The following is a 26,528-nucleotide window of genomic DNA, read 5'->3' as shown; positions in this document are numbered from 1 at the left end:
CCGATGAGACGATTGCTGCTTGCCGCTGCGTCGTCGGCCGTGCTGGCCGCCGCGCAGAACGCCCCCGCCTTGGCTGAATCCACCGCTGAATCCACCGCTGAATCCACCGCTCAAGCCACCGCTCAGGCGGCCGCGCCCGACGAGCCGGTCTACCGGCTGGGCCAGATCAACGCGACGGCCCAGGCGGCCGGCGGCACCCCGGTCGGCGGCTCCGTCCTGACGTCGGAGGACATCGCCCGCTTCAACCGCGAGCGGCTGGACCGCGCGCTCGACCTGCTGCCGGGCGTCAGCATCGCCACCACCCGCGGCCCGCGCAACGAGCGCTACGTCACGGTGCGCGGCTACGACCGGTTCCAGGTGCCGCTCTATCTGGACGGCGTGCAGCTCTATCTGCCGGCGGACAACCGCTTCGACCTCGGCCGCTTCCTGACCGGCGATCTGGCCGAGATCCAGGTGGCCAAGGGCTACGCCTCCGTCCTCGACGGGCCGGGCGGGCTCGGCGGCTCGATCAACCTCGTCAGCCGCAAGCCGACGCGCGAGCTGGAAGGGGAATTGCGCACCGGCATCAATCTCGACACCACCGGCGCCTTCTCCGGCTATCTGACCAGCGCCAGCGCCGGGACGAAGCAGGAGCGCTTCTACGTCCAGGGCGGCATCGCCAAGGTCGAGCAGACCTTCTTCCGCCTGTCCGACGACTACAAGCCCACCGCCAACGAGAATGGCGGCCGGCGCGAGGGAACGGAGAGCCGCGACTGGCGTGTGAACGCCAAGTTCGGCTTCACGCCCAACGACACCGACGAATACTCCTTCAACGTGCTGAAGCAGAACGGCTCGAAGGGCGCCCCGCTGCACACCCACGACCCGGCCAGCAGCCAAACCATGCGCTACTGGAAATGGCCGGAATGGGCGGTTCAGAACCTGTCCTTCAATTCGCGCACACAGCTCGGCGACAAGTCCTACGTCAGGACGCGGCTGTTCCATTCGACCTTCGACAACAAGCTCGATTCCTACGACGACCGCCGCTACGTGCGGCAGAGCACGTCGCGGGCCTTCACCAGCATCTATGACGACCGCGCCTATGGCGGCGGCGTGGAGCTGGGCACCGATCTGATCCCGCGGAACACGCTGAAGGGCGCCATCCACGTCCGCCGCGACGAGCACGAGGAATTCCAGACCATCTACGCCCCGCGCTTCCGCGAGCCGAACCAGACGAGCGTCGAGGACACCTATTCGGTGGCGCTGGAGAACACCTTCCACGCCACCGGGGCGGTGGATGTGGTGGCCGGCGTCAGCTACGACTGGCGCGACCTGCGCAAGGCGCAGGACTGGGACGGGACCAACACCGGGCGCTTCGTCACCTACCCGACGAAGGACATGGACGCCTTCAACTGGCAGAGCGCGGTGATCTGGCGTTACAGCGCGACCGGAGAGACGCACGCCAGCGTGTCCAGCCGCACCCGCTTCCCGACGCTGTTCGAGCGTTTCAGCTCGCGCTTCGGCGGGGCCGTGTCGAATCCGGGGCTGAAGCCGGAACGCGCCATCAACTACGAGGTTGGCGCGTCCGAGCAGGTCTTTGGCAACACCCGCCTGGAAGGGGCGGTGTTCGTCAACGACCTGACCGACGCCATCCAGTCGGTGAACATCCTCTACAACGGCCAGTCGGTGACGCAGAACCGCAACGTCGGGTCCGGCTTCGACCGCGGGTTCGAGCTGTCGGCGCGCACGCTGCTGTCCGACCGGATCGAGATCGGCGGCAACTACACGCTGCTGGTCCGCACGCTGGATGCCGTGGGCACCCCGGAGCCCAAGCCGACCGGCACGCCGACGCACAAGCTGTTCGCCTACGCCGACCTCCAGCCCGTCGAGGCGCTGCACGTCGTGCCATCGCTGGAGGTCTCCTCGACCCGCTGGACCAGCAACTCCGCGCAGACCGCCTACTACCGCACCGGCGCCTACGCGCTGGCGAACCTCAAGGTCTCCTACGAGATCGTCAAGGGGGTGGAGGCGGAGGCCGTGGTCCGCAACATCACCGACCGCAATTACCAGCTCATGGACGGCTACCCGGAGGAGGGGCGCAGCGTCTACCTCGGGGCGCGCTACCAGTTCTGACGCGGCGGGCGGCGGCCTGATCATGGATGGGGGGCGCCCCGCAGGGATGACGATCGGTGGGGAGGGGCATCCCGCCGGCGCGCGGGAAGGGCGGGGACCATGGGCACACTGGGCCCTCGCCCTGTCCACCCTTGCCCACGCCGCCCTGCTGGGCCTGCTGATCGCCGCATCCGAGACGCCGCCCGTGACCGTTCCGGCGACGATCAGCGTCGATCTCGTGCCGGGAAGCGGCGCCGAAGCGGCTGGGCAGGCGGGAGGAGGCCCGCAAGGCGGCGGAGAAGAGGCGGCGGAGCCGACACCCGCCCCTCAAACCGCCGTGCCGGATCCAGCACCGGACCCGGAACCGCCGACGGCGGAGGCCGTGGCGCTTCCCGACCCGTCGCCCACCGACAGTCCGACCTCCGAGTTGCCGGTTCCCGAAGACGCCGATAAACCCGTGGCCGCGCCGCCGGTTCCAGCCCGCAAGCCGGCGGTGAAACCGGCGACGGCGGTCACCCACGCCCCGCCATCGGCCGCCCCGGCGAGGGCATCTCCGTCACGGACGGCAACGGTCGGGGAGCAGGACGGGGACGCCACGCCAGGACCATCGGATGGAACGGCGAACCGCTCCCCCCTGGCGGAGGCCGGAGTGGGCAGCGGCGGTGCGGACGCCATGCGGGCCTATCTGGAGGAGGTGCGCCGCCGTCTTCAGGCCCGGCTCGCGGTGCCGGCGGAAGCGCGGCGTCTGCGGCTGGGCGGGACGGTGCTGGTGCGCTTCACGGTGGAGCGCGACGGCAGCGTTCCGGGCGATTCCATGGCCGTCCTTTCCGGCCCCGGCGTCGCGGTGCTGGAGCGGGCGGCGCTGGAGACGGTCGCCCGGACCGCCCCCTTTCCGCCGCCGCCCAAGCCGGCCACCATCGAGGTGCCGGTGCAGTTCTCCGTGTCGGTCAGGTGAGGTCGGCGAGGTCCACCTGGAGAGCGTCGGCGATCCGCTTGAGCACGTCCACCGAACCACCACGCGTGCCGGCCTCGATCTGCGAGACATAGGCTTGCTTGAGCCCGGCGGCTTCCGCGAGTTGGGCCTGTGTCATGCCGCGATGGTCGCGGAAGACCTTCACCGGATGTTCGCCGCTCAGCAGCCGCTCAGCCACGTCATCGGGGAATGTCTCCGGCTGGGTTGCCTTGTAGACGTCGAAGGCGCGGGTCGCGATTGCTTCGTCGGCGGCCTGCAGCAACCGTTCATACTCGGCGATGGGAAGAACCGCGAAGACCGGATTGCCGTTGCCATCCCGGATGATCTGCGCGGGATCACTCATAGATGCCTCCTCTCGGGCCGACTTCGATGACGATCAGCACCAGCACGCCGGATTCGAGGTCATAAACGATCCGCCAGTCGCCGACGTGGAGCCGGTAGCCGTCGCGGCCCTTCAGCTTCTTTACGTTCCGCCCGTTCGCCGGGTCGGCGGCCACCTCCTGCAGCTTCAGGCGGATCAGGTCCGCCGTGTTGCGCGGCATTCGGCGAAGCGTCTTCAGGGCCGCCGCGGTATAGCGGATCGTGTGCATCGCATGAACATAGCGATTTGCTATTTATCTATCAATCGTATCGTTATGTGTCACTGGTACTTCGCGTAGACCCAGAGAACACGGGCGTCCCCGTCGCCTTCCGAGACCCAGAGATGGGGGGTGCTGGCGTCGTAATACATGGAATCGCCGGCTTCCAGCCGCAGCGGCTCGTAGATCTGGCTGTGCACGACCAGCGTCCCGGAGACGACGTGGAGGAACAGTTCCGCGTCGTATTTGGCCCATTCCGGATAGGCATCGAGCGAGCGGGCGACGACGGTGGTCATGATCGGGGTCATGACCTTGTTCGTCAGGTCCGGGCAGAGCCAGGCGTTGTTGCAGGTGCCGGTCGGGAAGGGGCGGCCCTCGCCCGACCGCGTCACCGAGCGGCGTCCGGCGACGCGCAGCGCCGGGGTCGGCCCGCCGATGATCGCCGCCGCGTCCATATCGAACCCGCCGGCGATCTTCTGGAGGGTGGTGACGGTCGGCGACAGCTCGTTCCGCTCGATCTTGGACAGGGTGGACACCCCGACGCCGGTGCGGTCGGCCGCCTGCTGGAGCGTCAGCCCCAGGCGCTTGCGCAGGTTCTTCAGCCGGACGCCGAGGTCCAGCTCCCCGTCCGCCCCGCTTTGGGAGGGAGCGGCGGTGGCCGCGTCGGGCCGGTCGATCACATCCATTGCGTCGTCCGCCGCCTGTCGTGTCGCGATTCGTCGTACATGCTTGGTCGTCAGGGCGGGCCGCTTCATTGAGGTTCCTCGAACACCAGAACCTTTCCAGGATTCATCATATGGTCAGGGTCCAGCAACGCTTTGATCTGCGTCATCAGCCGGTAGCGCGCCGGGTCGATGGAGCGGGCGAGCCGTTTGCGGTTGCTGAGGCCGATCCCGTGCTCCGCGCTGATCGAACCATCGCAGGCGAGCGTCGCGGTGTCGACGATCTCGTTGATCCGTTCCGCCGTCGCCTCGAATTCGGCGCGGGAGGGAAAGGCGTCGTGGTCGAAATGGATCACCGCGTGCAGATTGCCGTCGCCGACATGGCCGACGAACAGCAGCCGCGCCTGCGGGAAGGCGGCGCGCACGCCGCGCTCCGTCTCCGCCGCGAAGTCGCCCAGCCGGTCGAGCGGTACCACGGTGTCATAGGAGACGCTGATGCCGGCGGTCTTGTTCGCCTCCGACACCGAATGGCGCAGGCGCCACAGCGCCTCGCGCTGCGCCCCGCTCCTGGGAATCACGGCGTCGGTGACGAGGCCGCGCTCCAGCCCGTCGGCAAGGCATTCCTCCAGGATGGCGGCCAGATCCATGGCGGCGAAGCTGTCCTCCGCCTCGATCAGCACGTACCAGGGGTGCGGCTCCGCGAAGGGCAGGGTGCAGCCGGGAATGTGGTCGAGCACGAGCTGCATCTGTGAGTGCGACATGACCTCGTAGGCGCTGACCCGGTCGCCGAAGCGGGAGCGGACGGAGGCCAGCAGCTCCAGCGCCTGGTCGAGATGGCCGGCGCCGGCCATGGCGGTGGCGCTCGCCTGCGGCTGCGGGAACAGCTTCAGCACCGCCGCCGTGACGATGCCCAGCGTGCCCTCCGCCCCGATGAACAGGTGGCGCACGGCGTAGCCGCTGTTGTCCTTGCGCAGCCGCTTCAGGTCGTTCATCACCGACCCGTCGGGGAGCACCACCTCCAGCCCCAGCACCATGTCGCGCATCGGGCCGTAGCGCAGCACCGCCGTGCCGCCGGCGTTGGTCGCGATGTTGCCGCCGATCTGGCAGCTCCCCTCCGCCCCCAGGCTGAGCGGAAAGAGACGCCCGGCCTCCTGCGCGCGGGCCTGCAGGTCGGCCAGGATGCAGCCGGCCTCCACCGTCATGGTGTTGTCCAGCGCGCTGACCTGCCGGACCCGGTTCAGCCGGTCGAGCCGCAGCACCACCGTCTCGTCCGAGAAGGGCGTGGCGCCGCCGCACATGCCCGTGTTGCCGCCCTGCGGCACGATCGTGCCGCCATGCTCGCGCACCAGCAGCACGGTCGCCGCCACCTGCTCGGTGTCCGCGGGATAGACGGCGCACAGCGCCGCGCCCTGGTAGCGGCCCCGCCAGTCGCGGGTCAGCGGTTCGAGATCCGTCGCCTGCGTGACCACATGGCGCTCCCCCAGGAGCGTACGCAACGACGTCAGCAGAGCCTGTGGGTCACGCATCGGACAGGTCCTTTCGGCTTCGGGTGCCGGGGAAGAAAGCGGGGTCGGAGGTCGGCGCGGAAATCGGTGCCGCGAACAATCGGCCGGCACGATCGGACGTTGACGATACTGTTGCACAATGTCTAGCATACGAAAAATTGTTCCCGAAAAGATAATTTTTGTCGGAGCAACACCCGATGGGCATATCCAGCGAATCCCGCGACGCGCGCGTCCTCTCCCGAGAACCGGGGAGACGGCGGTGACCGCGTCGCTCAACATCGCCGAGGCCCGGCTGCGGGCGCGGTCCCGCCTCCCCCGTGGCCTGTTCGAGTACATCGACCGTGGCACGGAGGATGAAACCGGCATCACGACGACCAAGGCGGCGCTCGACAGCCTCACCTTCGAGCCGCGCGTGCTGGTGGACGTGTCGAAGCGCGATGCCGCCACCCGCCTGTTCGGGGTGAGCCAGCCGATGCCGCTGGTCGTGGCGCCCACCGCCGTGGCCGGGCTGGTCTGGTACGACGGCGAGGTGGAGCTGGCCAAGGCCGCCGCCGCGGTCGGCATCCCCTTCTGCGTCTCCACCCAGTCCATCACCTCCATCGAGAGGATCGCCGGGGAATCCGGGGCGCGGCTGTGGTTCCAGCTCTATGTCTGGCGCAAGCGCGAGCGCGCCCTGGAGCTTGTGCGGCGGGCCGAAAGGGCCGGGGCGGAGGCGCTGGTCCTGACCGTCGACACGGCGGTGACCCCCAACCGCGAATACAACATCCGCAACGGCTTCGGCATTCCGATCAAGCCGTCGCTGCGCGCCGGGCTGGATTGCCTCGCCCACCCGCGCTGGTTCGCCGGGGTTTTCGCCAGGTATCTGCGCAACGGCGGCGTGCCGACCTATGCCCACTATCCCGACGAGTTCCGCACCGCGCTGGGCCGGGTCGCCGTCGGGGACGAGATCAGCCTCGCCCAGGACGTGGGATGGGACGACGTGCGGACCCTGCGGGACGCCTGGAAGGGCAAACTGATCCTGAAGGGCGTGCTGCGCGCCGACGACGCGGAGAGGGCGGCCGAGCTGGGGGTGGACGGGATCGTCGTGTCCAACCACGGCGCCCGCAACCTGGATCACGCCATCCACCCCGTCCGCTGTCTGGCGGACATCGCCGGGCGGGTGGGCGACCGGGTGACCGTTCTGGCCGACAGCGGGGTGCGGCGCGGCAGCCATGTCGCCGGCTATCTGGGTCTGGGCGCGCAGGGCGTGCTGATCGGCCGCGCCGTCCTCTACGGGCTGGCCACCGATGGAGCGGCGGGGGCTCAGGCGGTGCTGGAGCTGCTCCGGCGCGAGCTTCTGACCACCATGGGGTTCCTCGGCGCCCCGACCGTGGCCGACATCGCGGGGACGGTGGAGCGGCCACGTTGACGTGTGCTGGCGCGCCTTTTTTATCGTATCGTACTTTTTCGTCCATGATACGATTTGTTGTTGCAGCAAAGTGAGAAATAAGGTCACATCTCTATCAACGGAAGCGGACGGGCCGGGGTGACGGTCCCATAAGCGACACATCATCGCTCCGTTCGCTCCAGCACCGCCCGGACCACATGCCGGGTGCGTGGTCAGGCACGGATTTCCGGCGGCGCGCCGGTCTTTGTCGATTTCATCGAACTCCTTTCATCGTCTTTTTCTCCGATCGTCCCTGTCCGGCTTCCCGCATCGCGGGGGCAAGGCGGCCCTGCGGCCGCACGGCACGGCCAAGAGACGCTTCGAGCACCACGCTTCACACGCCACGCTTAGGAAATCCGAGGACCCCATGGCACTCACCCATTCGGAGATCAGCGGCCTGTTCAGTGCCATCGTCACGCCGCTGACGGTCGACGGTTCCGTCGACATCGCCGGCCTGAAGCGGCTGGTGCGGCACCAGCTCGACGCCGGGGCGTCCGGCGTCGTGCCGATCGGCGGCACCGGCGAGTATCCCGCCCTGTCGCGGGACGAGCGCAAGCGCGTCGTCGCCGCCTGCGTGGAGGAGGCCGGCGGCAAGCCGGTGATCCCGGGCGTGCTGTCCACCGGCTTCCAGGACGCGGTCGAGGCCGGGCGCGACTTCGCCGCCGCCGGGGCGGCCGCGGTGATGACCGTCACCCCCTATTACGCCGCCGGCACCCAGGAGGGCATGCGCGCCTATTTCCGCGCCTACCGCGACGCGGTGGACGTGCCGGTCATGCTGTACCAGATCCCGCGCCGCACCACCGTGGCGGTCACCGCCGAGGGCGTGCAGGCCATGGCGGAGGACAACTCCATCATCGGCATGAAGTTCTCCTCCTACGACATGCCGGAATTCATCAAGACGATAAAGTACGCCGGCGACAAGATCTCCGTGCTGAGCGGCGAGGAGCCGCTGTTCGCCACCCACGTCGCGCTGGGGGCACGGGGCGGCGTTCTGGCCTCGGCGACCATCTACCCGCGGATCTGGCTGCGCATCTTCGAACTGGCGCGCGCCGGCAAGCTGAACGAGGCGCTGGCCGAGCAGACCCGGATCGACCCGGTGGTGAATTCCATCTTCCTGGAAACCAACCCCGGCCCGCTGAAGGCCTTCATGGCGATGGCCGGCATGCCGGTCGGCGGGGTGCGGCTGCCGCTGACCGCGCCGACCGCCGAGACCACCGAGAAGCTCCAGGCCGTCGCCCGGCACGCGCGCGAGATCGCGCTCGCCTGACGGCCAAAAGGAACGGTCCGGGCGCCCCGGCTTCCTCCTCGCGGGCACCCCAACAACGCGAAGCCGCGGCGGCGGCCGGTCAACGAACACGGAATGGCCTGAACACACGTCACGACACACACGTCACGACACATCCGGTCGGACAGCCCGACGGACCACAAGGGAGACGGACATGGTGAATCGCAGGGAACTGGCTGGGTTTCTGGGCGCCGGCGCGGCGGTCGGGGCTTTCGGGGCCACCATGGCGGCGGGCATCGCCCCGGCCGCGGCGCAGGAGGGCGGCAGCTCCTTCGACCGGGTCCTGAAGGCCAAGAAGCTGCGCATCGGCGGTGTGGCGACCGGCGCCCCCTGGATCATGAAGGACCAGACGACCGGCCAGTGGTCGGGCCAGTTCTGGGACATCGGCTCGGCGCTCGCCGCCGACATGGACGTCGGCATCGAGGTGGTCGAGACCACCTGGGGCAACGCCATCCTCGACCTCCAGGCCAACAAGATCGACGTCATGTTCGGCATGAACCCGACGCCGAAACGCGCCCTGGCCGTCGACTTCACGGTCCCGGTCTACAACAGCGCCCTGGTCGTCATCGCCAAGCCGGGCTTCGAGCCCAAGAGCTGGGCCGACATGAACAAGCCGGAGGTCAAGATCGCGGTGGACGTCGGCTCCGCCCACGATCAGGTGGCCAGCCGCCTCTGCCCGAACGCCCAGCTCATCCGCTTCAAGTCGTTGGACGAGGCGACTCTGGCTGTGCGCAGCGGCCGGGCCGACGCCCAGTCGATCTTCTGGATGGGCGGCGTGCGCGCGGTGAAGCGCGACCCGTCGCTGGGCAAGGTGATCGTGCCGCGCCCGATCTTCGGCTCCACCTCCAACGCGGCGGTGCGGCGCGAGACGGACAAGACCCTGCGCGACTTCGTGAACACCTGGATCGTCTACGCCCAGGGCCTGGGCCTGATCCGCGAGGCGGTGGTGAACAGCCTCGCCAAGGTGGACATCGCCATGAGCGACATCCCGGAAGGCATCACTTTCTAAAGCGAACATCCGTTCGCTTTAGACTCACATCGCCTCACTCGCCGGCGGGCTTCGGCCGCATGTGCGGCCGGGACCGCCGTCGCGGTCCAAAGCGGATTGCAATCCGCATGGCGCGCGGCGGCCGGCCCCACCGGGGTGCGGCCGCCGTTCCGAAGTTTTGCAAGCAGGCCCGCCATGTACACCTTCAACTTCGAGATGCTCTGGGGATACCGCTGGCTGTTCCTGAACGGCACGCTGGTCACCATCGGCCTGACGGCCGCCGTCGTCGTGCTGGGCCTGTTGCTGGGGCTGGTCGGCGGGCTGGCCCAGCTCTCGCGCTTCGCGGTGCTGCGCTGGATCTCCTGGGCCTACATCGAGCTGTTCCGCTGCACGCCCCTGCTGGTGCAGCTGCTGTGGTTCTACTACGCGCTGCCGATGCTGACCGGCATCCAGATCGACGCGGTGACCGCCTCCGTCCTCACCCTGTCGCTCTATGGCGGGTCCTTCTACGCGGAGGTGATCCGGGGCGGCGTGGTCTCCATCGAGGCGGGGCAGACGGAGGCCGGGCTGGCGCTCGGCATGACGCCGGCCAAGGTGATGCGGCGCATCGTGCTGCCACAGGCGGTCAAACGCATGATCCCGCCGCTGATGAACCAGTCGATCATCCAGTTCAAGAACACCTCGCTGGTGTCGGTGGTGGCGGTCCCCGACCTTCTCTACCAGGGGCAGGTCGCCGCGACGGACACCTTCCGCCCGCTGGAGGTCTACACGATCGTCGCGCTGATCTACTTCGTCGTGCTGGTCCCCCTGACGGCCATCGTGAAGCGGGGCGAGAAGCAGCTCCAGACCGGTCATTGACGCTCCCCCGGCGATCCAACGCGAGAGGCCCCGTCCCATGAGCATTCCCAAGATCGAAGTCGCCGGGCTGAGGAAGCAATTCGGCGAGCTGGTCGTCCTGCGCGACATCAACCTGAAGGTCGATCCCGGCGCCGTCGTGGCGCTGATCGGCCCGTCGGGGTCGGGAAAGTCCACCCTGCTGCGCTGCCTGAATCTGCTGGTGGTGCCGAACGGCGGCCGGGTCCGCATCGGCGGCGACGCCTTCGACTTCGAGACGGGCAAGGCGCTGCCCCGGCCCAAGGCGCAGGCGAAGTTCCGTTCCAACACCGGCATGGTGTTCCAGCACTTCAACCTGTTCCCGCACATGACGGTGCTGGGCAACGTGATGGAGGGGCCGGTCTCCGCCAAGAACATGCCGAAGGCGCAGGCCGAGGCGATCGGGCGCCGGCTGCTCGCCAAGGTCGGGCTGGCCGACAAGGCCGACGCCTACCCGGACCGGCTGTCCGGCGGGCAGAAGCAGCGCGTCGCCATCGCCCGCGCGCTGGCCATGGAGCCGGAGGTGATGCTGTTCGACGAGGCGACCTCCGCCCTCGACCCGGAGCTGGTGTCGGAGGTGCTGGGGGTGATGCGCGACCTCGCCGCCGAGGGCATGACGATGATCATCGTGACCCACGAGATCGCCTTCGCCCGCGAGGTCGCCGACCGCGTGATCTTCATGCGCGACGGCATGATCGTGGAGGAGGGACCGGCGCGCGACGTCATCGACCGGCCGCAGCAGGAGGCCACCCGCGCCTTCCTCAGCCACTTCCACACCCGGAGCTGAATCCGGTTCAGGTCTGCTCGGGCAGGCGGAAGGTGGCGACGGCGTCGCGGAACTCCCCCAGGAAGTCCTGGGCCAGGGTGGACAGCGACCGCTGCGCCGAATGCAGCACGGCCATTTCGAAGGTGATGGCCGGCTCGAAGGGGCGGATGGCGACGCCGCGCCCCGCATACTCCTCCGCCGTGAAGGGGTCGACGATGGAGATCCCGGCTCCGGCGGCGACCATGGCGCAGGCGATCATGGTGAGCTGGGTTTCCACCCGCGTGGACCGGCCGATGCCGTGCTCGGCGAACACGGCGTCGATGGAATAGCGCATCAGCGTGGCGGCGCCGAGCGCGATGAAGGCCTCGCCCGCGAAGTCCTCCGGGACCAGCCGCTTGCGCGCGGCCAGTGGATGGCCGCTCGGCACCACGGCGACCGCCCGCACCCGCGGCATCCGCTCGCACAGCACCGTCGCGTGCTCCACCGCCGACTGGCCGAAGCCCAGCTCGCACTGGCCGGCGGCCACCCAATCGAGCACCTGGGGGGAACTGCTCCCCCACAGCGACACGTCCACCCGCGGCCGCTCCTCGAGGAAGCGGGCGACGAAGCGCGGCAGGAAGCCGATGGCCATCGCCGGCATGGCGGCCACCCGCAGCGTGCCCGCCCGCCGCTCCTGCAGGTCGCGCGCCGCCTGCTCGATCCGCTCCAGCCCGACGAAGGACCGCTCCACCTCCTGGTACAGCGACATCGCCTCGCTGGTCGGCGCGATGCGCGAGCCGCGCCGCTCGAACAGCGTCAGCTTCAGCGCGTATTGCAGATCGGCGATCAGGCGGCTGACCGCCGGCTGGGAGATGTTCAGAAGCTCCGCCGCCGCGGTGATTCCGCCGGTCAGCATGACGGCGCGGAACGCCTCGATCTGGCGGGGATTGAGCATTCCGGGGCGGTCCGACGGTGTCCGATGCGTTGCAGCATAACATTCGTTTATAGACACCGCCAACAATTCGATTTGACGATTATACCGATGGGGCGCGACGCTCCGGGGGTGCGACAAAACGCGCAACCGCGGCGAAACGAACCAGAACAGGAGAGGGACAGATGCGAGCGTTGGTGTACGGCCTGATGGCAACCGCCGCCCTGGGGTGTGGCGCCGCGCAGGCGCAGCAGAAGACCCTGTATGTCGCCGCCTATGGCGGGTCCTTCGAGCAGACCATGCGCAAGGACATCATCCCGGCCTTCGAGAGCAAGACGGGCATGAAGGTCGAGTATGTCGCCGGCAACTCCACCGACAACCTCGCCAAGCTCCAGGCCCAGAAGGGCAACCAGCAGATCGACGTGGTGATCCTGGACGACGGCCCGATGTACCAGGCGGTGGCGCTGGGCTTCTGCGCCGACCTCGCCAAGGCGCCGGTCTACGACGACCTCTACGATCTGGCGAAGATCCCCTCGGGCAAGGCGGTCAGCGTCGGCGCGGTCGGCACCGGCATCGTCTACAACAAGAAGGTCTTCGACGAGAACGGCTGGGCCGCTCCCGCCTCCTGGAAGGACATCGAGGACGCCAAGTACCGCAAGAAGCTGGTCATCCCGCCGATCAACAACAGCTACGGCCTGCACGCGCTGGTGATGATGGCGCGGCTCGACGGCGGCGGTGAGAAGAGCATCGATCCCGGCTTCAAGGCCTTCAAGGACAAGGTGAACCCGAACGTCCTCGCCTACGAGCCGTCGCCGGGCAAGATGACCGAGCTGTTCCAGAGCGGGCAGGCCACCGTCGCCGTCTGGGGCTCGGGCCGCGCCAAGGCGCTGGCCGACACCGGCTTCCCCGCCGCCTTCGTCTACCCGAAGGAGGGCGGCGTCGTGCTGGCCTCGGCGGCCTGCGCCATCACCGGCAGCAAGCAGGCGGCGGAAGCCCAGCAGTTCATCCAGCACATGCTGTCGCCGGAGGTGCAGACCGTGATGGCGACCGGCGCCGGCTTCGGCCCGGTGAACAAGACCGTCACCCTGACCGCCGACCAGCAGGTGGGCATCCCCTACGGCCCCGAGCAGATGGGCAAGCTGCTGGTGGTGGACTGGGACGCCATCAACGCCAACCGCGAGGCCTGGAACAAGCGCTGGACCCGCGAGATCGAGCGCTGACCGCCGCTTCCGGCCCGCTTCCACGGCGGGCCGGGATTTTCCTAGCTCCTTGGTGGGAGACGACGCCATGCCTTACCTTGTCCTCGACCGCCTGACCAAGCGGTTCGGCCCCTGGGTCGCCGTCGACAACCTGTCCCTGACGGTGGAGAAGGGGGAGCTGGTCTCGCTGCTCGGCCCGTCGGGCTGCGGCAAGACCACGACGCTCCAGATGATCGCCGGCTTCCTCGACCCCAGCGCCGGGCGCGTCACGCTGGATGGCGCCGACCTGCTGGCCAGGAAGCCCAACGAGCGCGGGCTCGGCATCGTGTTCCAGAGCTACGCCCTGTTCCCCCACATGACGGCGGCCGAGAACGTCGCCTTCGGGCTGGAGATGCGCGGCATCCCGCGCGCCGACCGCGACCGCATGGTGCGCGACGCGCTCCAGCTCGTCGGGCTGGGCGCCTTCGGCGACCGCTACCCGCGGCGCATGTCCGGCGGCCAGCAGCAGCGCGTGGCGCTGGCCCGCGCCCTGGTCATCAAGCCGAGCCTGCTGCTGCTCGACGAACCGCTGTCCAACCTCGACGCCAAGATGCGCGAGGAGATGCAGATCGAGCTGCGGCGCATCCAGCGCAGCGTCGGCACCACCATGATCCTCGTCACCCACGATCAGGCGGAGGCCATGGCCCTGTCCGACCGGGTGGTCATCATGAACAAGGGCCGGGTCGAGCAGGTCGCCGCCCCGCAGGACGCCTACGACAACCCGGCCAGCGCCTTCGTCGCCAACTTCCTCGGCCGCACCAACCTGCTCCAGGGCACGGTGCGCCGCGACGGCGCCGGGCGGCGCATCGACGTGGCCGGCACGGCGTGGCCGGTCGCGGCGGAGGTGCCGGACGGCCCCGGCCTGCTGACCGTGCGGCCGGAGAAGGTCCGCTTCGTGGACGGCGCCGGCGTGCCCGGCCTCGTCCGCGCGCGGGTCTTCCAGGGGACCCAATGGCTGTTCGAAATCCGCACGGAGGCCGGCGACCTGACGGTGATCCGCCAGCACGACGGCCAGACCCTGCCGGGGGAGAACGAACCGGTCATGGTCGGCTGGCGGGCGGAGGACATGCGCGTGATGGCGGGTGAGGCATGACCGCCGTGGACGCTCACAAATCCATGATGGAGTCCCCGGACGCGGCGTCGAAATCCGTCCCGCCGGACCGGCCGGAGCGGCGCCCGCTGGCGCCCTACCTGCTCAGCCTGCCGGCGCTGGCGCTGTTCGCCGTGCTGCTGCTGGTGCCGCTGGTCATGACCGGGCTGCTGTCGCTGAACAGCTTCGGATTCTACACGGGCATCCAGGACGTCTGGCAGCTCGGCAACTACATCGACATCGTCACCGACGACTATTTCCACGAGATCTTCCTGCGCACCTTCCGCATCGCCGTGGTGGTGACGCTGCTCTGCGCCGTGCTCGGCGCGCCGGAGGCCTACATCCTGCGCCGCATGCGGTCGCCCTGGCGCGGCCTGTGCCTGCTGATCGTGCTGGGGCCGCTGCTGATCTCGGTGGTGTCCCGCACGCTCGGCTGGGCGCTGCTGTTCGGCTCCACCGGCATCATCAACACGGCGCTGATGGCGGTCGGGCTGATCGCGACGCCGATCGAGTTCATGTACACCGAGACCGGCGTCATCATCGCGCTCACCCACGTGCTGGTGCCCTTCATGGTGCTGTCGGTCTGGGCGTCGCTGCAGCGGCTGGACCCGCAGGTGGAGAACGCCGCGCTGTCGCTGGGGGCCAAGCCCTTCACCGTGCTGCGCCGGGTGGTGCTGCCGCAGGTGGTGCCGGGCATCCTGTCGGGATCGATCATCGTCTTCGCGCTGGCCGCCAGCGCCTTCGCCACCCCGGCGATCATCGGCGGGCGGCGGCTGAAGGTGGCGGCGACGCTGGCCTACGACGAGTTCCTGAACACGCTCAACTGGCCGCTGGGCGCCGCCATCGCGATCCTTCTGCTGCTCGCCAACATCGTGATCATCGTCGGCTGCAACAGGCTGGTCGAACGTCGCTACAAGCAGGTGTTCGAATGAACCGCAACGGCCCCGTCGCCCTGGTCTTCCACACGCTGTTCCTGGCCTTCCTGCTGGCGCCGATCCTGATCGTCTGCGTGGTCGCCTTCACCTCGCAGGGCTATCTGTCGCTGCCGACCGAGGGGCTGTCGCTGCGCTGGTTCCGCGCCATCGGCGACAACCCGGAATTCGCGCGGGCCTTCCGCGACAGCCTGCTGCTGGGGGCGGTCAGCTCCACCATCGCGGTGGCCTTCTCGGTCCCGGCGGCGCTGGCCATCGCCCGCCACCAGTTCCGGGGGCGCGAGGCGATCACGGCGCTGTTCCTGTCGCCGCTGATGGTGCCGCACATCGTGCTGGGCATCGCCTTCCTGCGCTTCTTCACGCAGATCGGGCTGGGCGGCACCTTCGCCGGGCTGGTGCTGAGCCATGTGGTCATCATCCTGCCCTTCGCGCTGCGGCTGATCCTGGCGGCCTCCACCGGCATGGACCGCTCCATCGAGAACGCCGCGGCCTCGCTCGGCGCCACCTCCTGGACGACCTTCCGGCGGGTGACCCTGCCGCTGATCCTGCCGGGCGTGGCGAGCGGCTGGGTGCTGGCCTTCATCAACAGTTTCGACGAGGTGACGATGACCGTCTTCATCGCCTCGCCCGAGACGACGACGCTGCCGGTGCGTCTCTTCCTCTACATCCAGGACAACATCGACCCTCTGGTCGCCGCGGTGTCCGCCTCGCTGATCTTCATGACGGTGGCGGCGATGCTGGTGCTCGACCGGCTCTACGGGCTTGAGCGGCTGCTGGTCGGCCGCGGACAGGAGTGAGCGTCACCATGACCGAGAGAACGAGATCCGACTGCGACGTCGCCGTGATCGGCGGCGGGCTGGTCGGGTCGGCCATCGCCTGGGGCCTCGCCCAGCAGGGGCAGACGGTCGCCGTCCTCGACGAGGGGGACGTCGCCGTCCGCCCGTCGCGCGGCAACTTCGCCCTGGTCTGGGTGCAGGGCAAGGGGCTGGGGCTGCCGGAATACGCCGGCTGGACCAAGATGTCTTCCGACACCTGGACCGGCTTCGCCGAGCGGCTTCAGGAGCAGACCGGCATCGACGTGTGCTACCGCCGGCCGGGCGGCTTCCTGCCCCTGCTGTCGGAGGAGGAGATGGAGCGGCGGGCCGGACAGCTCCGCCGCCTGCACAACCAGCCGAACGTCGTCCGCTACGACTACGAGATGATGGACCGCGCCGCCGTGGCGAAGGAGATGCCCTTCATCGGCAAGGACGTGGTCGGGGCCAGCTACTGCCCGCTCGACGGCCATTGCAACTCGCTGAAGCTGCTGCGCGCGCTGCACACCGGAATGGTCCGGTCCGGCGTGTCCTATCGTCCGCATCACCGGGTGGAGCGGATCGAGCCGCGCGATGGCGGATTCCGCATGGTCACCGCCTCGGGAGACGAGGTCCGCTCGGGCAAGGTGGTCATCGCCGCCGGGCACGACGCCCGCCGGCTGGCCCCCATGGTCGGGCTGGACGCCCCGGTGCGGCCGGAGCGCGGCCACGTCATCGTGACGGAGAAGACCGCCCCCTTCCTGAACTTTCCGGTCGGCTTCATCCGCCAGACCGACGAGGGCGGGGTGATGATCGGCGACAGCTTCGAGGATGCCGGGCTCGACGCCACGGTGCGCAACGGCATCACCTCGACCATCGCCGATCGCGCGCTGCGCATCTTCCCGCTGCTCGGCAAGCTGAACGTGGTGCGGACCTGGGCGGCGCTGCGCGTGCTGACCCCGGACGGCTTCCCGATCTACGAGCAGTCCACCACCATGCCCGGCGCCTTCGTCGCCACCTGCCACAGCGGCGTGACGCTCGCCGCCAACCACGCGCTCGCGCTGGCGCCGCACATCGCCGCCGGCGGCCTGCCCGACGAATTCTCGGCCTTCAGCGCCCGGAGGTTCCATGTTCCAGCGGTTGCCTGACGCGGGCGGAGAGCGCGTCTCCTTCACCATCGACGGCCGCCCGGCCGAGGCGCTGTCCGGCGACAGCGTCGCCGCCGCCCTGATCGCCAACGGGGTCGGCGCCTGCCGGACCACCCCGGTGTCGGGCGCCCCGCGCGGCCCCTACTGCATGATGGGCGTGTGCTTCGACTGTCTGGTGACCATCGACGGCACCGGCAACCAGCAGGGCTGCCAGATCCGCGTGCGCCCCGGCATGCGGGTGGAAACCCAGAACGGCAAGCGGGAGATCGACCGGTGACCGACCTGAAGCCTCGTTACGATCTGGCGGTGATCGGCGCCGGCCCGGCCGGCCTCGCCGCCGCCACGCTGGCCGCCCGGCGCGGCCTGTCCACCGTCCTGCTCGACGAGCAGGCGGCCCCCGGCGGCCAGATCTACCGCGCCATCACCCGCTCGCCGGTGAAGAATCCCAGCGTTCTCGGGACCGACTACTGGCACGGCGCCGATCTGGTCGGGCCGTTCCGCGACAGCGGCGCCGATTACCTGCCCGGCGCCGCGGTGTGGAGCGTCTCGCGCAGCCTCGACATCGGCCTGTCGCGCGACGGTGCGGCGCGAATCCTGCCGGCGCGGCACGTCATCCTGGCGACCGGCGCGCTGGAGCGGCCCTTCCCGGTCCCCGGCTGGACGCTGCCCGGCGTGATGGGGGCGGGGGCGGCGCAGATCCTGCTGAAGACGTCGGGCCTCGTCGCCTCGGGCAACGTGGTCATGGCCGGCAGCGGGCCGCTGCTCTGGCTGCTCGCCTGGCAGTATCTGCGGGCCGGCGCGCGCATCGACGCGATCCTCGACACCACCCCGCGGGAGAACTGGCGGCAGGCCATGCCGCTCCTGCCGGCCTTCGCCCGCTCCGGCTATGTCGGCAAGGGGCTGAAGCTGCTGCTGGAGGTCCGGCGCAAGGTCAAGGTGATCGGCAACGTCTCGGCCCTGCGCGCCGAGGGCGACGGGCGGGTGCAGTCGGTCGTCTACCGCCAGGGCGACGGGGCCGAACAGCGCCTTCCGGCCGACACGCTCCTCCTGCACCATGGCGTGATCCCCAACATCAACCTCGCCAACGCCATCGGCTGCGCCCAGTCCTGGGACGAGGCGCAGCGCTGCTGGGTGCCGGACGTCGACGGCTGGGGCGCCACGTCGGTGGCGGGAGTCGCCATCGCCGGCGACGGGGCCGGCATCGCCGGCGCTCTGGCGGCGGAGCACCGCGGCCGGCTGACAGCGCTGGACGCCCTGCACCGGCTGGGCGCCATCGACCGCGCCACCCGCGACCGCGACGCCGCCCCGCACCGCGAGGCGCTGGACCGGGCGCTGCGCGGACGCGACTTCCTCGACGCGCTCTACCGGCCGGGCAAGGAGTTCCGCGTCCCCGCCGACGACACCATCGTCTGCCGCTGCGAGGAGGTGACGGCGGGGCAGGTGCGCGACGCCGTGAAGCTGGGCGTCAGCGGGCCGAACCAGACCAAGTCCTTCCTGCGCTGCGGCATGGGGCCGTGCCAGGGGCGGCTGTGCGGCCCGACCGTGGTCGAGGTCATCGCCGACGCCCGCGGCGTCTCCCCGGCGGAGGTCGGCTACTACCGGCTGCGCCCGCCGGTGAAGCCGATCACGCTGGCCGAACTCGCCTCGCTGCCCAAGGCCGAGGACGAGGTGGCCGCCGTGATGCACCACTGACGGGGCAGGGGGACGCCATGTCGGAGCCGGACGTCATCATCGTCGGGGGCGGCCTGCACGGCTGCTCCACCGCGCTGCACCTCGCCATGCGCGGGGTCCGGGCGCTGGTGCTGGAAAAGGACCACATCGGCCGCCACGCCTCCGGCGTGAACGCCGGCGGGGTGCGCCAGCTCGGCCGCCATGCCGCGGAGGTGCCGCTGTCCGTCGCCTCGATGGCGCTGTGGCACGGCATCCGCGACCTCGTGGACGACGATTGCGGCTTCGAAAGCCACGGCCAGGTCAAGGTCGCGGAGACCGAGGCGGAGCTGGACTCCTGCCGGGAGCGGGCGGCCCAGCTCACAGCGCTCGGCTTCACGCACGAGGAGGTGGTGGATCAGGCGGAGCTGCGCCGCCTCGTCCCGTCCATCGCGGAGCATTGCCTCGGCGCCCTGGTGTCGCGCCGCGACGGGGCGGCCATCCCCTACCGCACCACCTTCGCCTTCAAGCGCAAGGCGGAAAGCCTGGGCGCCCGCTTCCACGAGGGGGCGGCGGTGGCTCGGGTCGCCCGCTCGGGCCGCAACTGGCGGGTGGAGACGGCGGACGGGGTGGCGCACGAGGCGCCGGTGCTGGTCAACTGCGCCGGGGCCTGGGCCGACCGGCTGGCCGCCCAGCTCGGCGAGCCGGTGCCGCTGGAGGTCATCGCGCCCATGCTGATGATCACCGCCCGCGTGCCGCCCTTCCTGAAGCCGGTGGTCGGGGCGACGGGCCGCACCCTGTCCTTCAAGCAGTTTCCAAACGGGACCGTGCTGATCGGCGGCGGGCTGCTGGGCCGCGCCTACCGCGACGAGAACCGGACGGATCTGGACTTCGCCAACGTCACCACCAACGCCCGCACGGTGTGGGACCTGTTCCCGATCATGCGCAGCGCCACCATCGTCCGCGCCTGGGCGGGGATCGAGGCGCGGATGCCCGACGACATCCCGGTGATCGGCCCCAGCGGCACGGAGGAGGGAGTGTTCCACGCCTTCGGCTTCTCCGCCCACGGGTTCCAGCTCGGCCCCATCGTCGGGCGGATCACCGCCGACCTGATCACCAAGGGGGCGAGCGACCTGCCCATCGACGCCTTCCGCATCCAGCGATTCCGCCACACGGCGACCGCCGCGTGACCGCTCCGGCGGAGCGGCCTTTTCAGGAGACCCATGTTTTGACGATAAAGCGTTTCGATTGCGGCCCGCGGATGAGCGAGATGGTCGTTCATAACGGCACCGTCTACCTGTGCGGCCAGATCGCCGATTTCGAGGCCATGGGCGGCGTGACCCACGACGTGACGGCGCAGACCCGCGACGTGCTGCGCCAGATCGACGCCCTGCTGGAGCGCGCCGGCACGGACAAGAGCCGGCTGCTCACCGCCACCGTCTATCTCGCCGACATGGCCGGCTTCGCGGCGATGAACGCGGCCTGGGACGCCTGGGTGGACCGTGCCAACGCCCCGGCCCGCGCGACCGTCGAGGCCAGGCTCGCCGACCCCGACCTGCTGGTCGAGATCCAGGTGATCGCGGCCCTCTGACCGGCTCCTACCGACTTACCAAACCGGAGTTTTCCATGAAACGTCTGGCCCTCGGGCTGGCGCTGAGCCTGTGCGCCCTCACGGTCGCCGTCCCCTCGGACTCGCGCGCCGACGGTCCGCCCCTGCGCATCGCGACGGAGGGCGCCTACCCGCCCTTCAACATGACCGCCCCCGACGGCACGCTCGGCGGGCTGGAGGTGGAGCTGGCCAACGCGCTGTGCGAGCGCATGAAGCGGCGCTGCACCCTGGTCGCCCAGGATTGGGACGGCATCATCCCCGGCCTGCTGTCGCGCCGCTACGACGCGATCATGGCGACCATGAACATCACGCCGGAGCGTGCGAAGGCCATCGCCTTCTCCGCCCCATACATGGTCGTGCCGGCTTATTTCGTGGCGGCCACCGGCGGCGGCATCGACGGTACCGAGGCCACCCTGGCCGGCAAGTCGGTCGGCGCCCAGACCTCGACCACCCATTACCGCTACGTCGAGAAGCACTTCGGCAAGACCGTCTCGCTGAAGAACTACGACACCGCGTCGAATCTGCTGGCCGACCTGAAGAGCGGGCGCATCGACGCCGCCATCACCACCGGCGCCACCGCGTCCGACTGGGTGAAGGCCGACGCCTCGAAGTCGCTTCAGCTCGTCGGCAAGCCGCTGGTCGACGCCGAGGTGTTCGGACCCGGCGTGGGCGTCGGCCTGCGCAAGGAGGACGCGGACCTCAAGGCCTCCTTCGACGCCGCCATCGCGTCGGTCGTGCAGGACGGCACGCTGGCCCGCATCGCCGCCAAGTACGTCGACTTCACCGTCACCCCCTGACCAACAACCCGTCCGATACCAACCAAAATTGGGAGAGTTCTCGTGATCAAGCGCGTTGAGAAGACCAAGATCATGCACCGCGTCGTCATCAGCAACGGCATCGCCTTCCTCGGCGGCATCATCGCCGACGACGTCAGCGTCGGCATGCAGGAGCAGACCGCCCAGATCTGCAAAAAGCTCGACGCCGTGCTCGCCATGGCCGGCACGGACAAGACGAAGCTGCTGTCCGCCCAGCTCTTCATCACCGACATGAAGGCCAAGGACGGCATGAACGCGGCGTGGCTGGAGTGGCTGAACGGCGACGACCTGCCGGCCCGCGCCACTATCGGCGTCGCCGACCTGGGCGACCCGTCGATCCTGATCGAGGTCGTGGTGACGGCGGCCGTTTAACGGCCGCTTTAACGGCTCCCCTGAAACGGACGGGGGCGCCCGGCACCGTCATGGTGCGGCGGGCGCCCCCGATCGAGGACCTCGTCCGCAGTCGGCCTTACGCCATGTGGCGCAGGACTTCGTTGCTGCCGCGCCAGATCATGTCGAGCGCGACGTAGGAGATGATGGCGAGGCCGACCCAGCCGATCCAGCGGTGCTTGTGCAGGACATGCGCGATCATGTTGGCGGCGGCGCCCATCAGAACGACCGACAGCACCAGACCGATCACCAGGATGGTCGGGTGCTCCTTGGCGGCGCCGGCCACCGCCAGCACGTTGTCGAGCGACATCGACACGTCCGCCACCACGATCTGCCAGATCGCCGCACCGAAGGTGGTCGCTCCGGCCGCCGCGACGGCGGCGTTGCCCGCCACTCCGGCGGTGACGGTGCCCGAGGGATCGGGTGCGTCCATCGCCTCGTCGGGGGCGATCTCGTCGGCGCCGTGGCTGCGCAGCTCGCGGAACATCTTCCAGCACACCCACAGCAGCAGCACGCCGCCCGCCAGGGTCAGGCCGATGATGGCGAGGAGCTGGGTGGTGATGAGGGCGAAGAACACACGCAGCCCCATGGCGGCGGCGATTCCCCAGAAGATGACCTTGCGGCGCTGGGCCAGCGGCACCGCCGCGGCGGCCATGCCGACCACGATGGCGTTGTCGCCGGCCAGGACGAGGTCGATGGCGATGACTTGGAGCAGCGCGGCGAGCGCGTCGGCTGTGAACAGATCGGTCATGCGGTGCCTTCCTCCAGCATAGGGCAAGAGAGCAGCACCCACGGGCGGGTCCAGGCGCACGGCAGAAACGCTGCCGGCAGGGGCGGGCGGGGGCCACTCTGAATGTCTCCAGTCCGACATCACAGTTCAGGGAACTGTCAGAGGGGCCCGGCCTGGTAAAACCGGTCTTTATACCAACACCACCGACACTACAACGTCGGTTTCGCCGGGGCGGCCATGCGATCATGTGTGGGGTGGGGACGGCACGCCCGCGCCCCGGCCACGGCGGCCTCGGGTGCGGGCGTGCTGATCCGGTCAGAGCGGCAGGCTGCCGATCGGCGTGCCGTCCGCCGCCTCGATGGACAGGGAGGTCCAGCGCGGCGCCCGGCCGCCGCTGCGGCTCACCGACAGCGAGGCCGCGTCCGTGCCGGTGACGGTCAGCAGGCAGACGGACTCGTCGCGGCACACGCTCTCCCCGTCGTCGTCGAACAGGGTCAGCGGGGCGTAGCCCTCCGGTCCGGGGAAGCAGCGGACGGTCAACGGGCCTTCTGCCCAGGAGGGGGCGGGGCCAAGCGGCAGCAGCGTTCCCGCCCGGACGAAGGCCGGGGCCACGCCCAGCGGCGCCGCCACGGTGACGCGCCCGCCGCCGTCGTAGCGTTGTCCGTCGCGCAGATCGTACCAGCCGCCGGGCACCGCCGGCAGCCAGACCTCCAGCTCGGTCCGGCCGGGGTCGAGGACCGGGGCGACGAGCAGCCGGTCGCCGACCATGGTGCTGTCCTCCTCCCCATAGGCCTCGGGCTGGTCGGGGAAGTCGTAGAACAGCGGCCGCATCACCGGGTCGTGGTCGCGGTGCGCCCGCCACAGCAGCGTGTAGAGCAGCGGCACCAGCCGCTCCCGCCAATCCAGCGCGGCCTTCACCTGGGGCAGCAGCTCCGGGTAGGTCCAGGGCTCGGTGACGCTGCCGTCGTCGTTCCAGGAATGGATGGTGAAGCGCGGCCACCACACCGCCTGCTCGATCCAGCGCATCAGCAGTTCCGGCTCCGGCCGGGGACCGGCGAAGCCGCCGACGTCGTGGCCGTAGTCGAACAGCCCCGACAGGCTGAAGCCATGCCCCATGCGCAGGTTCCAGCGCAGCGTCTTCCAGCTCGTCCGGTTGTCGCCCGACCAGGTCTGCACATAGCGCTGGAGGCCCGGCCCGCCGGAGCGCGAGATCAGGTAGGGCCGCTTGTCCGGCGCGTGCGCCACCTGGGCGAGATGCGAGGCGCGGATCATCAGATGCGTCTGCACCGGGCGCAGCGTCGCCATCGTGCCGCCATGGCCGTTGACGTCGCAGACCGCCGCGTCGTCCCAGATCTCGAACTCGTTGTTGTCGTTCCAGGTCGAGCCGATGCCGCGCTCCAGCAGCTCCCGGGTGACGTTGGCCATCCACCAGCGCGTGGTCGCCGGGTTGGTGAAGTCGAGATAGGCGCCGTCGCCGCCCCAGAACTGGGTGATCTGCGGGCGGTCCGGGGCGTCGCTGTCGCGCACGAAGCCGCCGAAGCCCTGGACCTCGGCGAATTTCGGATGGTCGTCGAGCAGCGCCGGCTTGATGTTGGCGACGAGATGGACGCCGGCCTCGGCGAACCTGGCGGTGACCGCCTCCGGCTCGGGGAACTTGTCGCGATTCCAGTGGAAGACGTAGCGCTTGTCGCCGATCATCGTGTAGCCGGACGACATCTGGAACGACCCGCAGGGCAGGCCGTGCTGCTTCAGCGCGTCGAGGAATCCGAGCAGCCGCACGCCTGCGTCCGGCGCGTCGGTGTACTGCATGGTCGAGCCGGAGTAGCTGATCGCCCAGCGCGGCCGGAAGGAGGTGCGGCCGGTCAGCGCGGTGAAGTTCGCCACGACCTGCGGAACGCTGGGTCCGAACAGGACGTAGCAGTCGAGATCGCCGTCCGACGCCTCGAACCGGATGAAGTCGCCGTGGTAGGCGTCGATGGTCTGGCCGAGGTCGAAGAGGCCGCGCGACAGGTTGTCGTAGAAGACGCCGACCGCCGCCCCGCCGCGCTCCGGACGCACGCTGAGGCAGAAGGGAATGTGCTTGTAGAGCGGGTCGCTCGTCTCCGCATCGTAGCCGAGCGCGTCGGTCGTCCCCATGGCGAGGCGCCGCCCGCGCTTGTCGGTGCCGCCGCTCTTGTCGCCGAAGCCGTGGTAGCGCTCCCCGGCGTGGCTGACCAGATGGTGGGCGAAGCGGGGCGAGCGGTCGTCGAACAGGTAGGGCTGGGTCGGCCGGTCGGCCAGGACGAGGCGCCAGCCGTCGCCCTCCGCCGCCGGCTCGTACCAGCGCAGCGCCAGCGGCGAACGCTGGACCACGACGCGCCAGCCGGGGGTGGTGACGGTGACGCTGTCGGCGCTCTCCTCGACCGCCGCCGGCGTGCCGGGGAAGCCGGTCAGGTCGCGGCGGTCGCGCCCGTCGATCGGGTCGGCCAGCGCGGGGTCGGTCTGGCCCGACAGCTCGGGCGCCAGCGACCAGGTGCGCGGGGCGCGCAGCCCGGTCGGCCGCTCGATGAGGACGCGCGCCAGCGCGGGCCCCAGCGGGAACAGGGTCAGGCGGTAGCCGCGGTCGAGGGCGAAGGCGATCCCCTGGGGGCCGGCTTGCGCCCCGTCGCGGGACGGGGCGGGCGCAACGAGGGAGGCGCCGGTCAGCGTGCGCATGGCGCGTGAACTCCTGACGTCATGAGACCTGAGGTTTGGGGGGCCGGGTCCTGGGGGCAGGGCCCGGCCAACTTCCCGCTTACTTGATGAGGCCGAAGAGGCTGGGCAGCCAGAGCGACAGGCCGGGGACGTAGGTGACCACCAGCAGCGCCGCGGTGCTCCAGGCGAAGAGCGGGATCAGCGGCCGGATCACCTGCTCGATCGACACGCGCGCCACGGCGCAGCCGATGAACAGGGCGCTGCCGGTCGGCGGCGAGACGATGCCGAGCGACAGGTTGAACACCAGGATCACCCCGAAATGCACCGGGTCCACCCCCAGCTCCACCAGCACCGGCAGGAAGATGGGCGTGAAGATCAGGATGCCCGGCGTGATGTCCAGGAAGGTGCCCATCAGCAGCAGCACAATGTTGACCAGCAGCAGCGCGATGATCCAATTGCCGGACACCGACTGCACCCAGTCGCCGATGATCTGCGGAATCTCGGCCAGCGACATCACATAGGCCATCGCCATGGAGGTGCCGACCATCAGGGCCACCACCGCCGTCGCCACGATGGTGTCGATCAGGATCTGCATGATGTCGTCCATCGACAGCTCGCGGTAGGCGAGCGCCAGGGCGAGCGCGTAGACGACCGCGATGGCCGATCCCTCGGTCGCGGTGAAGATGCCGCCGACGATGCCGCCGATCACCACCACGATCAGCCCCAGGCTGGGCAGGGCGGACAGCAGGGCGCGCGAGGACTGGGACAGGGTCGGGGAGGGCAGGCGGGCGTAGCCGCGCTTCTTCGCCATCATCCAGGCCGGGATCATCACCGCCAGGCCGAGCAGGATGCCCGGCAGGTAACCGGCGACGAACAGCGCCGCGATGGAGGTGCCGCCCGACACCAGCGAATAGACGATGAAGGCGCCCGACGGCGGGATCAGCAGACCGGTGATGCAGGAGGAGATGTTGACCGCCGCGGTGTAGCTGCGGTCGTAGCCGGCCTTGTCCATGGAGGGCTGCATGGTGCCGCCGATGGCCGAGGCGGCGGCCACCGCCGACCCCGACACGCAGCCGAACATCATGTTGGCGAGGATGGTGATCTGCGCCAGCGGTCCGGGCATCCAGCCGACGAAGACCTTCGCGCAGTCGATCAGGCGGCGGGCGATGCCGCCCCGGTTCATGATCGATCCGGCCATGAAGAAGAAGGGGATCGCCAGCAGCGCGAAGCTGTCCAGGCCGGTGGCGATGCGCTGCGCCGTCACCGAGATCGCCGGCAGCGGCGGCATGATGGTCAGCAGCGCCGTGATCGAGGCGAGCCCGGTGGCGTAGGAGATGGGCACGCCGAAGGCCAGAAGGGCGACGAAGGCGGCGCTGAGGACGAGGGCGGGGGAGAAGTCCATGGCTGCGTT

At 69.7% G+C, this 26,528-nt stretch carries 26 protein-coding genes; 18 read left to right on the top strand and 8 right to left on the bottom strand.

The genetic code is table 11. From position 1 onward, the window contains the following. Positions 1–3: 3 nt before the first annotated feature. A complete protein-coding gene (locus TSH58p_RS32605) occupies positions 4–2,109 on the top strand; it encodes a TonB-dependent siderophore receptor (RefSeq protein WP_247873805.1) in 2,106 nt (701 codons plus the stop codon). A 46-nt stretch (positions 2,110–2,155) separates the two neighbouring features. Then, positions 2,156–3,043 (top strand): TonB family protein, encoded by an 888-nt coding sequence (locus TSH58p_RS32600; protein WP_109067840.1) that lies wholly within the window; start codon positions 2,156–2,158, stop codon positions 3,041–3,043. Here the strand turns inward: TSH58p_RS32600 and TSH58p_RS32595 are convergent. The 4 genes from TSH58p_RS32595 to TSH58p_RS32580 form a co-directional block, all read right to left on the bottom strand. After that, positions 3,036–3,404 (bottom strand): helix-turn-helix domain-containing protein, encoded by a 369-nt coding sequence (locus tag TSH58p_RS32595; RefSeq protein ID WP_109067839.1) that lies wholly within the window; start codon positions 3,402–3,404, stop codon positions 3,036–3,038. The genes TSH58p_RS32600 and TSH58p_RS32595 overlap by 8 nt on opposite strands. After that, positions 3,397–3,603, bottom strand: a complete 207-nt coding sequence (locus TSH58p_RS32590) for a type II toxin-antitoxin system RelE/ParE family toxin (protein WP_247873804.1) — start codon at positions 3,601–3,603, stop codon at positions 3,397–3,399. Before TSH58p_RS32590 ends, TSH58p_RS32595 begins: the two co-directional genes overlap by 8 nt. A gap of 98 nt (positions 3,604–3,701) precedes the next feature. Then, positions 3,702–4,394 (bottom strand): helix-turn-helix domain-containing protein, encoded by a 693-nt coding sequence (locus tag TSH58p_RS32585; RefSeq protein WP_109067837.1) that lies wholly within the window; start codon positions 4,392–4,394, stop codon positions 3,702–3,704. Beyond that, positions 4,391–5,827, bottom strand: a complete 1,437-nt coding sequence (locus TSH58p_RS32580; RefSeq protein ID WP_109067836.1) for an FAD-binding oxidoreductase — start codon at positions 5,825–5,827, stop codon at positions 4,391–4,393. The genes TSH58p_RS32585 and TSH58p_RS32580 overlap by 4 nt, the downstream gene beginning before the upstream one ends. Before the next feature lie 238 nt (positions 5,828–6,065). On the opposite strand from TSH58p_RS32580, the gene TSH58p_RS32575 reads away from it, so the two are divergent. The 5 genes from TSH58p_RS32575 to TSH58p_RS32550 all read left to right on the top strand — a co-directional run bounded on the left by TSH58p_RS32575 (position 6,066) and on the right by TSH58p_RS32550 (position 11,165). Next, complete coding sequence (locus tag TSH58p_RS32575) at positions 6,066–7,214, top strand: alpha-hydroxy acid oxidase (RefSeq protein WP_247873803.1); 1,149 nt, start codon at positions 6,066–6,068, stop codon at positions 7,212–7,214. A gap of 385 nt (positions 7,215–7,599) precedes the next feature. Further along, positions 7,600–8,499 carry a 4-hydroxy-tetrahydrodipicolinate synthase gene (gene dapA, locus TSH58p_RS32570; protein ID WP_109067835.1) on the top strand — a complete coding sequence of 300 codons (900 nt, stop codon included), beginning with the start codon at positions 7,600–7,602 and terminating at the stop codon, positions 8,497–8,499. Positions 8,500–8,671: 172 nt separating this feature from the next. Continuing rightward, positions 8,672–9,526 (top strand): transporter substrate-binding domain-containing protein, encoded by an 855-nt coding sequence (locus TSH58p_RS32565; protein WP_094302718.1) that lies wholly within the window; start codon positions 8,672–8,674, stop codon positions 9,524–9,526. A 174-nt stretch (positions 9,527–9,700) separates the two neighbouring features. Continuing rightward, positions 9,701–10,363, top strand: a complete 663-nt coding sequence (locus TSH58p_RS32555; protein ID WP_014199009.1) for an amino acid ABC transporter permease — start codon at positions 9,701–9,703, stop codon at positions 10,361–10,363. Between the two features lie 37 nt (positions 10,364–10,400). Further along, the gene (locus TSH58p_RS32550; protein ID WP_109069809.1) at positions 10,401–11,165 is read left to right on the top strand and encodes an amino acid ABC transporter ATP-binding protein; all 765 of its coding nucleotides are present in this window, start codon (positions 10,401–10,403) and stop codon (positions 11,163–11,165) included. Positions 11,166–11,172: 7 nt separating this feature from the next. Here the strand turns inward: TSH58p_RS32550 and TSH58p_RS32545 are convergent, their stop codons facing one another. Further along, on the bottom strand, positions 11,173–12,078 hold the full coding sequence (locus TSH58p_RS32545; RefSeq protein ID WP_109069810.1) for a LysR substrate-binding domain-containing protein: 906 nt from the start codon (positions 12,076–12,078) through the stop codon (positions 11,173–11,175). Positions 12,079–12,239: 161 nt separating this feature from the next. Between TSH58p_RS32545 and TSH58p_RS32540 the strand changes: the two genes are divergently transcribed. The 11 genes from TSH58p_RS32540 to TSH58p_RS32490 all read left to right on the top strand — a co-directional run bounded on the left by TSH58p_RS32540 (position 12,240) and on the right by TSH58p_RS32490 (position 21,696). Further along, on the top strand, positions 12,240–13,274 hold the full coding sequence (locus TSH58p_RS32540) for an ABC transporter substrate-binding protein (RefSeq protein WP_109069811.1): 1,035 nt from the start codon (positions 12,240–12,242) through the stop codon (positions 13,272–13,274). A 67-nt stretch (positions 13,275–13,341) separates the two neighbouring features. Further along, the gene (locus TSH58p_RS32535; RefSeq protein WP_109069812.1) at positions 13,342–14,385 is read left to right on the top strand and encodes an ABC transporter ATP-binding protein; all 1,044 of its coding nucleotides are present in this window, start codon (positions 13,342–13,344) and stop codon (positions 14,383–14,385) included. After that, positions 14,382–15,314: an ABC transporter permease gene (locus TSH58p_RS32530; RefSeq protein ID WP_109069813.1), complete on the top strand. Its 933-nt coding sequence runs from the start codon at positions 14,382–14,384 to the stop codon at positions 15,312–15,314. Before TSH58p_RS32535 ends, TSH58p_RS32530 begins: the two co-directional genes overlap by 4 nt. Next, the gene (locus tag TSH58p_RS32525; protein WP_109069814.1) at positions 15,311–16,111 is read left to right on the top strand and encodes an ABC transporter permease; all 801 of its coding nucleotides are present in this window, start codon (positions 15,311–15,313) and stop codon (positions 16,109–16,111) included. Before TSH58p_RS32530 ends, TSH58p_RS32525 begins: the two co-directional genes overlap by 4 nt. Before the next feature lie 8 nt (positions 16,112–16,119). Next, positions 16,120–17,253, top strand: a complete 1,134-nt coding sequence (locus tag TSH58p_RS32520) for an FAD-binding oxidoreductase (RefSeq protein ID WP_109069842.1) — start codon at positions 16,120–16,122, stop codon at positions 17,251–17,253. Beyond that, the gene (locus TSH58p_RS32515; protein WP_035681439.1) at positions 17,234–17,530 is read left to right on the top strand and encodes a (2Fe-2S)-binding protein; all 297 of its coding nucleotides are present in this window, start codon (positions 17,234–17,236) and stop codon (positions 17,528–17,530) included. The genes TSH58p_RS32520 and TSH58p_RS32515 overlap by 20 nt, the downstream gene beginning before the upstream one ends. Before the next feature lie 5 nt (positions 17,531–17,535). Then, a complete protein-coding gene (locus TSH58p_RS32510) occupies positions 17,536–18,945 on the top strand; it encodes an NAD(P)/FAD-dependent oxidoreductase (RefSeq protein ID WP_109069841.1) in 1,410 nt (469 codons plus the stop codon). Positions 18,946–18,962: 17 nt separating this feature from the next. After that, complete coding sequence (locus tag TSH58p_RS32505; protein WP_109069815.1) at positions 18,963–20,090, top strand: FAD-binding oxidoreductase; 1,128 nt, start codon at positions 18,963–18,965, stop codon at positions 20,088–20,090. Between the two features lie 38 nt (positions 20,091–20,128). After that, positions 20,129–20,491 (top strand): RidA family protein, encoded by a 363-nt coding sequence (locus tag TSH58p_RS32500; RefSeq protein WP_162600111.1) that lies wholly within the window; start codon positions 20,129–20,131, stop codon positions 20,489–20,491. A gap of 35 nt (positions 20,492–20,526) precedes the next feature. Beyond that, positions 20,527–21,306 carry a transporter substrate-binding domain-containing protein gene (locus TSH58p_RS32495; protein WP_109069817.1) on the top strand — a complete coding sequence of 260 codons (780 nt, stop codon included), beginning with the start codon at positions 20,527–20,529 and terminating at the stop codon, positions 21,304–21,306. 42 nt (positions 21,307–21,348) lie between these two features. After that, positions 21,349–21,696 carry a RidA family protein gene (locus TSH58p_RS32490; protein WP_109069818.1) on the top strand — a complete coding sequence of 116 codons (348 nt, stop codon included), beginning with the start codon at positions 21,349–21,351 and terminating at the stop codon, positions 21,694–21,696. Between the two features lie 97 nt (positions 21,697–21,793). Here TSH58p_RS32490 and TSH58p_RS32485 read toward each other — a convergent pair whose 3' ends face one another. The 3 genes from TSH58p_RS32485 to TSH58p_RS32475 form a co-directional block, all read right to left on the bottom strand. Then, positions 21,794–22,465: a TerC family protein gene (locus TSH58p_RS32485; protein ID WP_109069819.1), complete on the bottom strand. Its 672-nt coding sequence runs from the start codon at positions 22,463–22,465 to the stop codon at positions 21,794–21,796. Between the two features lie 294 nt (positions 22,466–22,759). Beyond that, on the bottom strand, positions 22,760–25,138 hold the full coding sequence (locus TSH58p_RS32480; RefSeq protein ID WP_109069820.1) for a TIM-barrel domain-containing protein: 2,379 nt from the start codon (positions 25,136–25,138) through the stop codon (positions 22,760–22,762). Between the two features lie 79 nt (positions 25,139–25,217). Then, entirely contained in the window at positions 25,218–26,519 is a 1,302-nt protein-coding gene (locus tag TSH58p_RS32475) for a TRAP transporter large permease (RefSeq protein WP_109069821.1), read from the bottom strand. Positions 26,520–26,528: the final 9 nt, after the last annotated feature.

This window comes from Azospirillum sp. TSH58 (assembly GCF_003119115.1).
Classification (GTDB): domain Bacteria; phylum Pseudomonadota; class Alphaproteobacteria; order Azospirillales; family Azospirillaceae; genus Azospirillum.
The sequence above is the reverse complement of the archived record's forward strand: the minus strand, read 5'-3'. Positions and strand labels throughout refer to the sequence as shown.

Coding starts and splice junctions, on each gene's coding strand:
- TSH58p_RS32605 (WP_247873805.1), top strand. CDS start 4: ATGAGACGATTGCTGCTTGCCGCTGCGTCGTCGGCCGTGCTGGCCGCC.
- TSH58p_RS32600 (WP_109067840.1), top strand. CDS start 2,156: ATGACGATCGGTGGGGAGGGGCATCCCGCCGGCGCGCGGGAAGGGCGG.
- TSH58p_RS32595 (WP_109067839.1), bottom strand. CDS start 3,404: ATGAGTGATCCCGCGCAGATCATCCGGGATGGCAACGGCAATCCGGTC.
- TSH58p_RS32590 (WP_247873804.1), bottom strand. CDS start 3,603: ATGCCGCGCAACACGGCGGACCTGATCCGCCTGAAGCTGCAGGAGGTG.
- TSH58p_RS32585 (WP_109067837.1), bottom strand. CDS start 4,394: ATGAAGCGGCCCGCCCTGACGACCAAGCATGTACGACGAATCGCGACA.
- TSH58p_RS32580 (WP_109067836.1), bottom strand. CDS start 5,827: ATGCGTGACCCACAGGCTCTGCTGACGTCGTTGCGTACGCTCCTGGGG.
- dapA (WP_109067835.1), top strand. CDS start 7,600: ATGGCACTCACCCATTCGGAGATCAGCGGCCTGTTCAGTGCCATCGTC.
- TSH58p_RS32565 (WP_094302718.1), top strand. CDS start 8,672: ATGGTGAATCGCAGGGAACTGGCTGGGTTTCTGGGCGCCGGCGCGGCG.
- TSH58p_RS32555 (WP_014199009.1), top strand. CDS start 9,701: ATGTACACCTTCAACTTCGAGATGCTCTGGGGATACCGCTGGCTGTTC.
- TSH58p_RS32550 (WP_109069809.1), top strand. CDS start 10,401: ATGAGCATTCCCAAGATCGAAGTCGCCGGGCTGAGGAAGCAATTCGGC.
- TSH58p_RS32545 (WP_109069810.1), bottom strand. CDS start 12,078: ATGCTCAATCCCCGCCAGATCGAGGCGTTCCGCGCCGTCATGCTGACC.
- TSH58p_RS32540 (WP_109069811.1), top strand. CDS start 12,240: ATGCGAGCGTTGGTGTACGGCCTGATGGCAACCGCCGCCCTGGGGTGT.
- TSH58p_RS32535 (WP_109069812.1), top strand. CDS start 13,342: ATGCCTTACCTTGTCCTCGACCGCCTGACCAAGCGGTTCGGCCCCTGG.
- TSH58p_RS32530 (WP_109069813.1), top strand. CDS start 14,382: ATGACCGCCGTGGACGCTCACAAATCCATGATGGAGTCCCCGGACGCG.
- TSH58p_RS32525 (WP_109069814.1), top strand. CDS start 15,311: ATGAACCGCAACGGCCCCGTCGCCCTGGTCTTCCACACGCTGTTCCTG.
- TSH58p_RS32520 (WP_109069842.1), top strand. CDS start 16,120: ATGACCGAGAGAACGAGATCCGACTGCGACGTCGCCGTGATCGGCGGC.
- TSH58p_RS32515 (WP_035681439.1), top strand. CDS start 17,234: ATGTTCCAGCGGTTGCCTGACGCGGGCGGAGAGCGCGTCTCCTTCACC.
- TSH58p_RS32505 (WP_109069815.1), top strand. CDS start 18,963: ATGTCGGAGCCGGACGTCATCATCGTCGGGGGCGGCCTGCACGGCTGC.
- TSH58p_RS32495 (WP_109069817.1), top strand. CDS start 20,527: ATGAAACGTCTGGCCCTCGGGCTGGCGCTGAGCCTGTGCGCCCTCACG.
- TSH58p_RS32485 (WP_109069819.1), bottom strand. CDS start 22,465: ATGACCGATCTGTTCACAGCCGACGCGCTCGCCGCGCTGCTCCAAGTC.
- TSH58p_RS32480 (WP_109069820.1), bottom strand. CDS start 25,138: ATGCGCACGCTGACCGGCGCCTCCCTCGTTGCGCCCGCCCCGTCCCGC.
- TSH58p_RS32475 (WP_109069821.1), bottom strand. CDS start 26,519: ATGGACTTCTCCCCCGCCCTCGTCCTCAGCGCCGCCTTCGTCGCCCTT.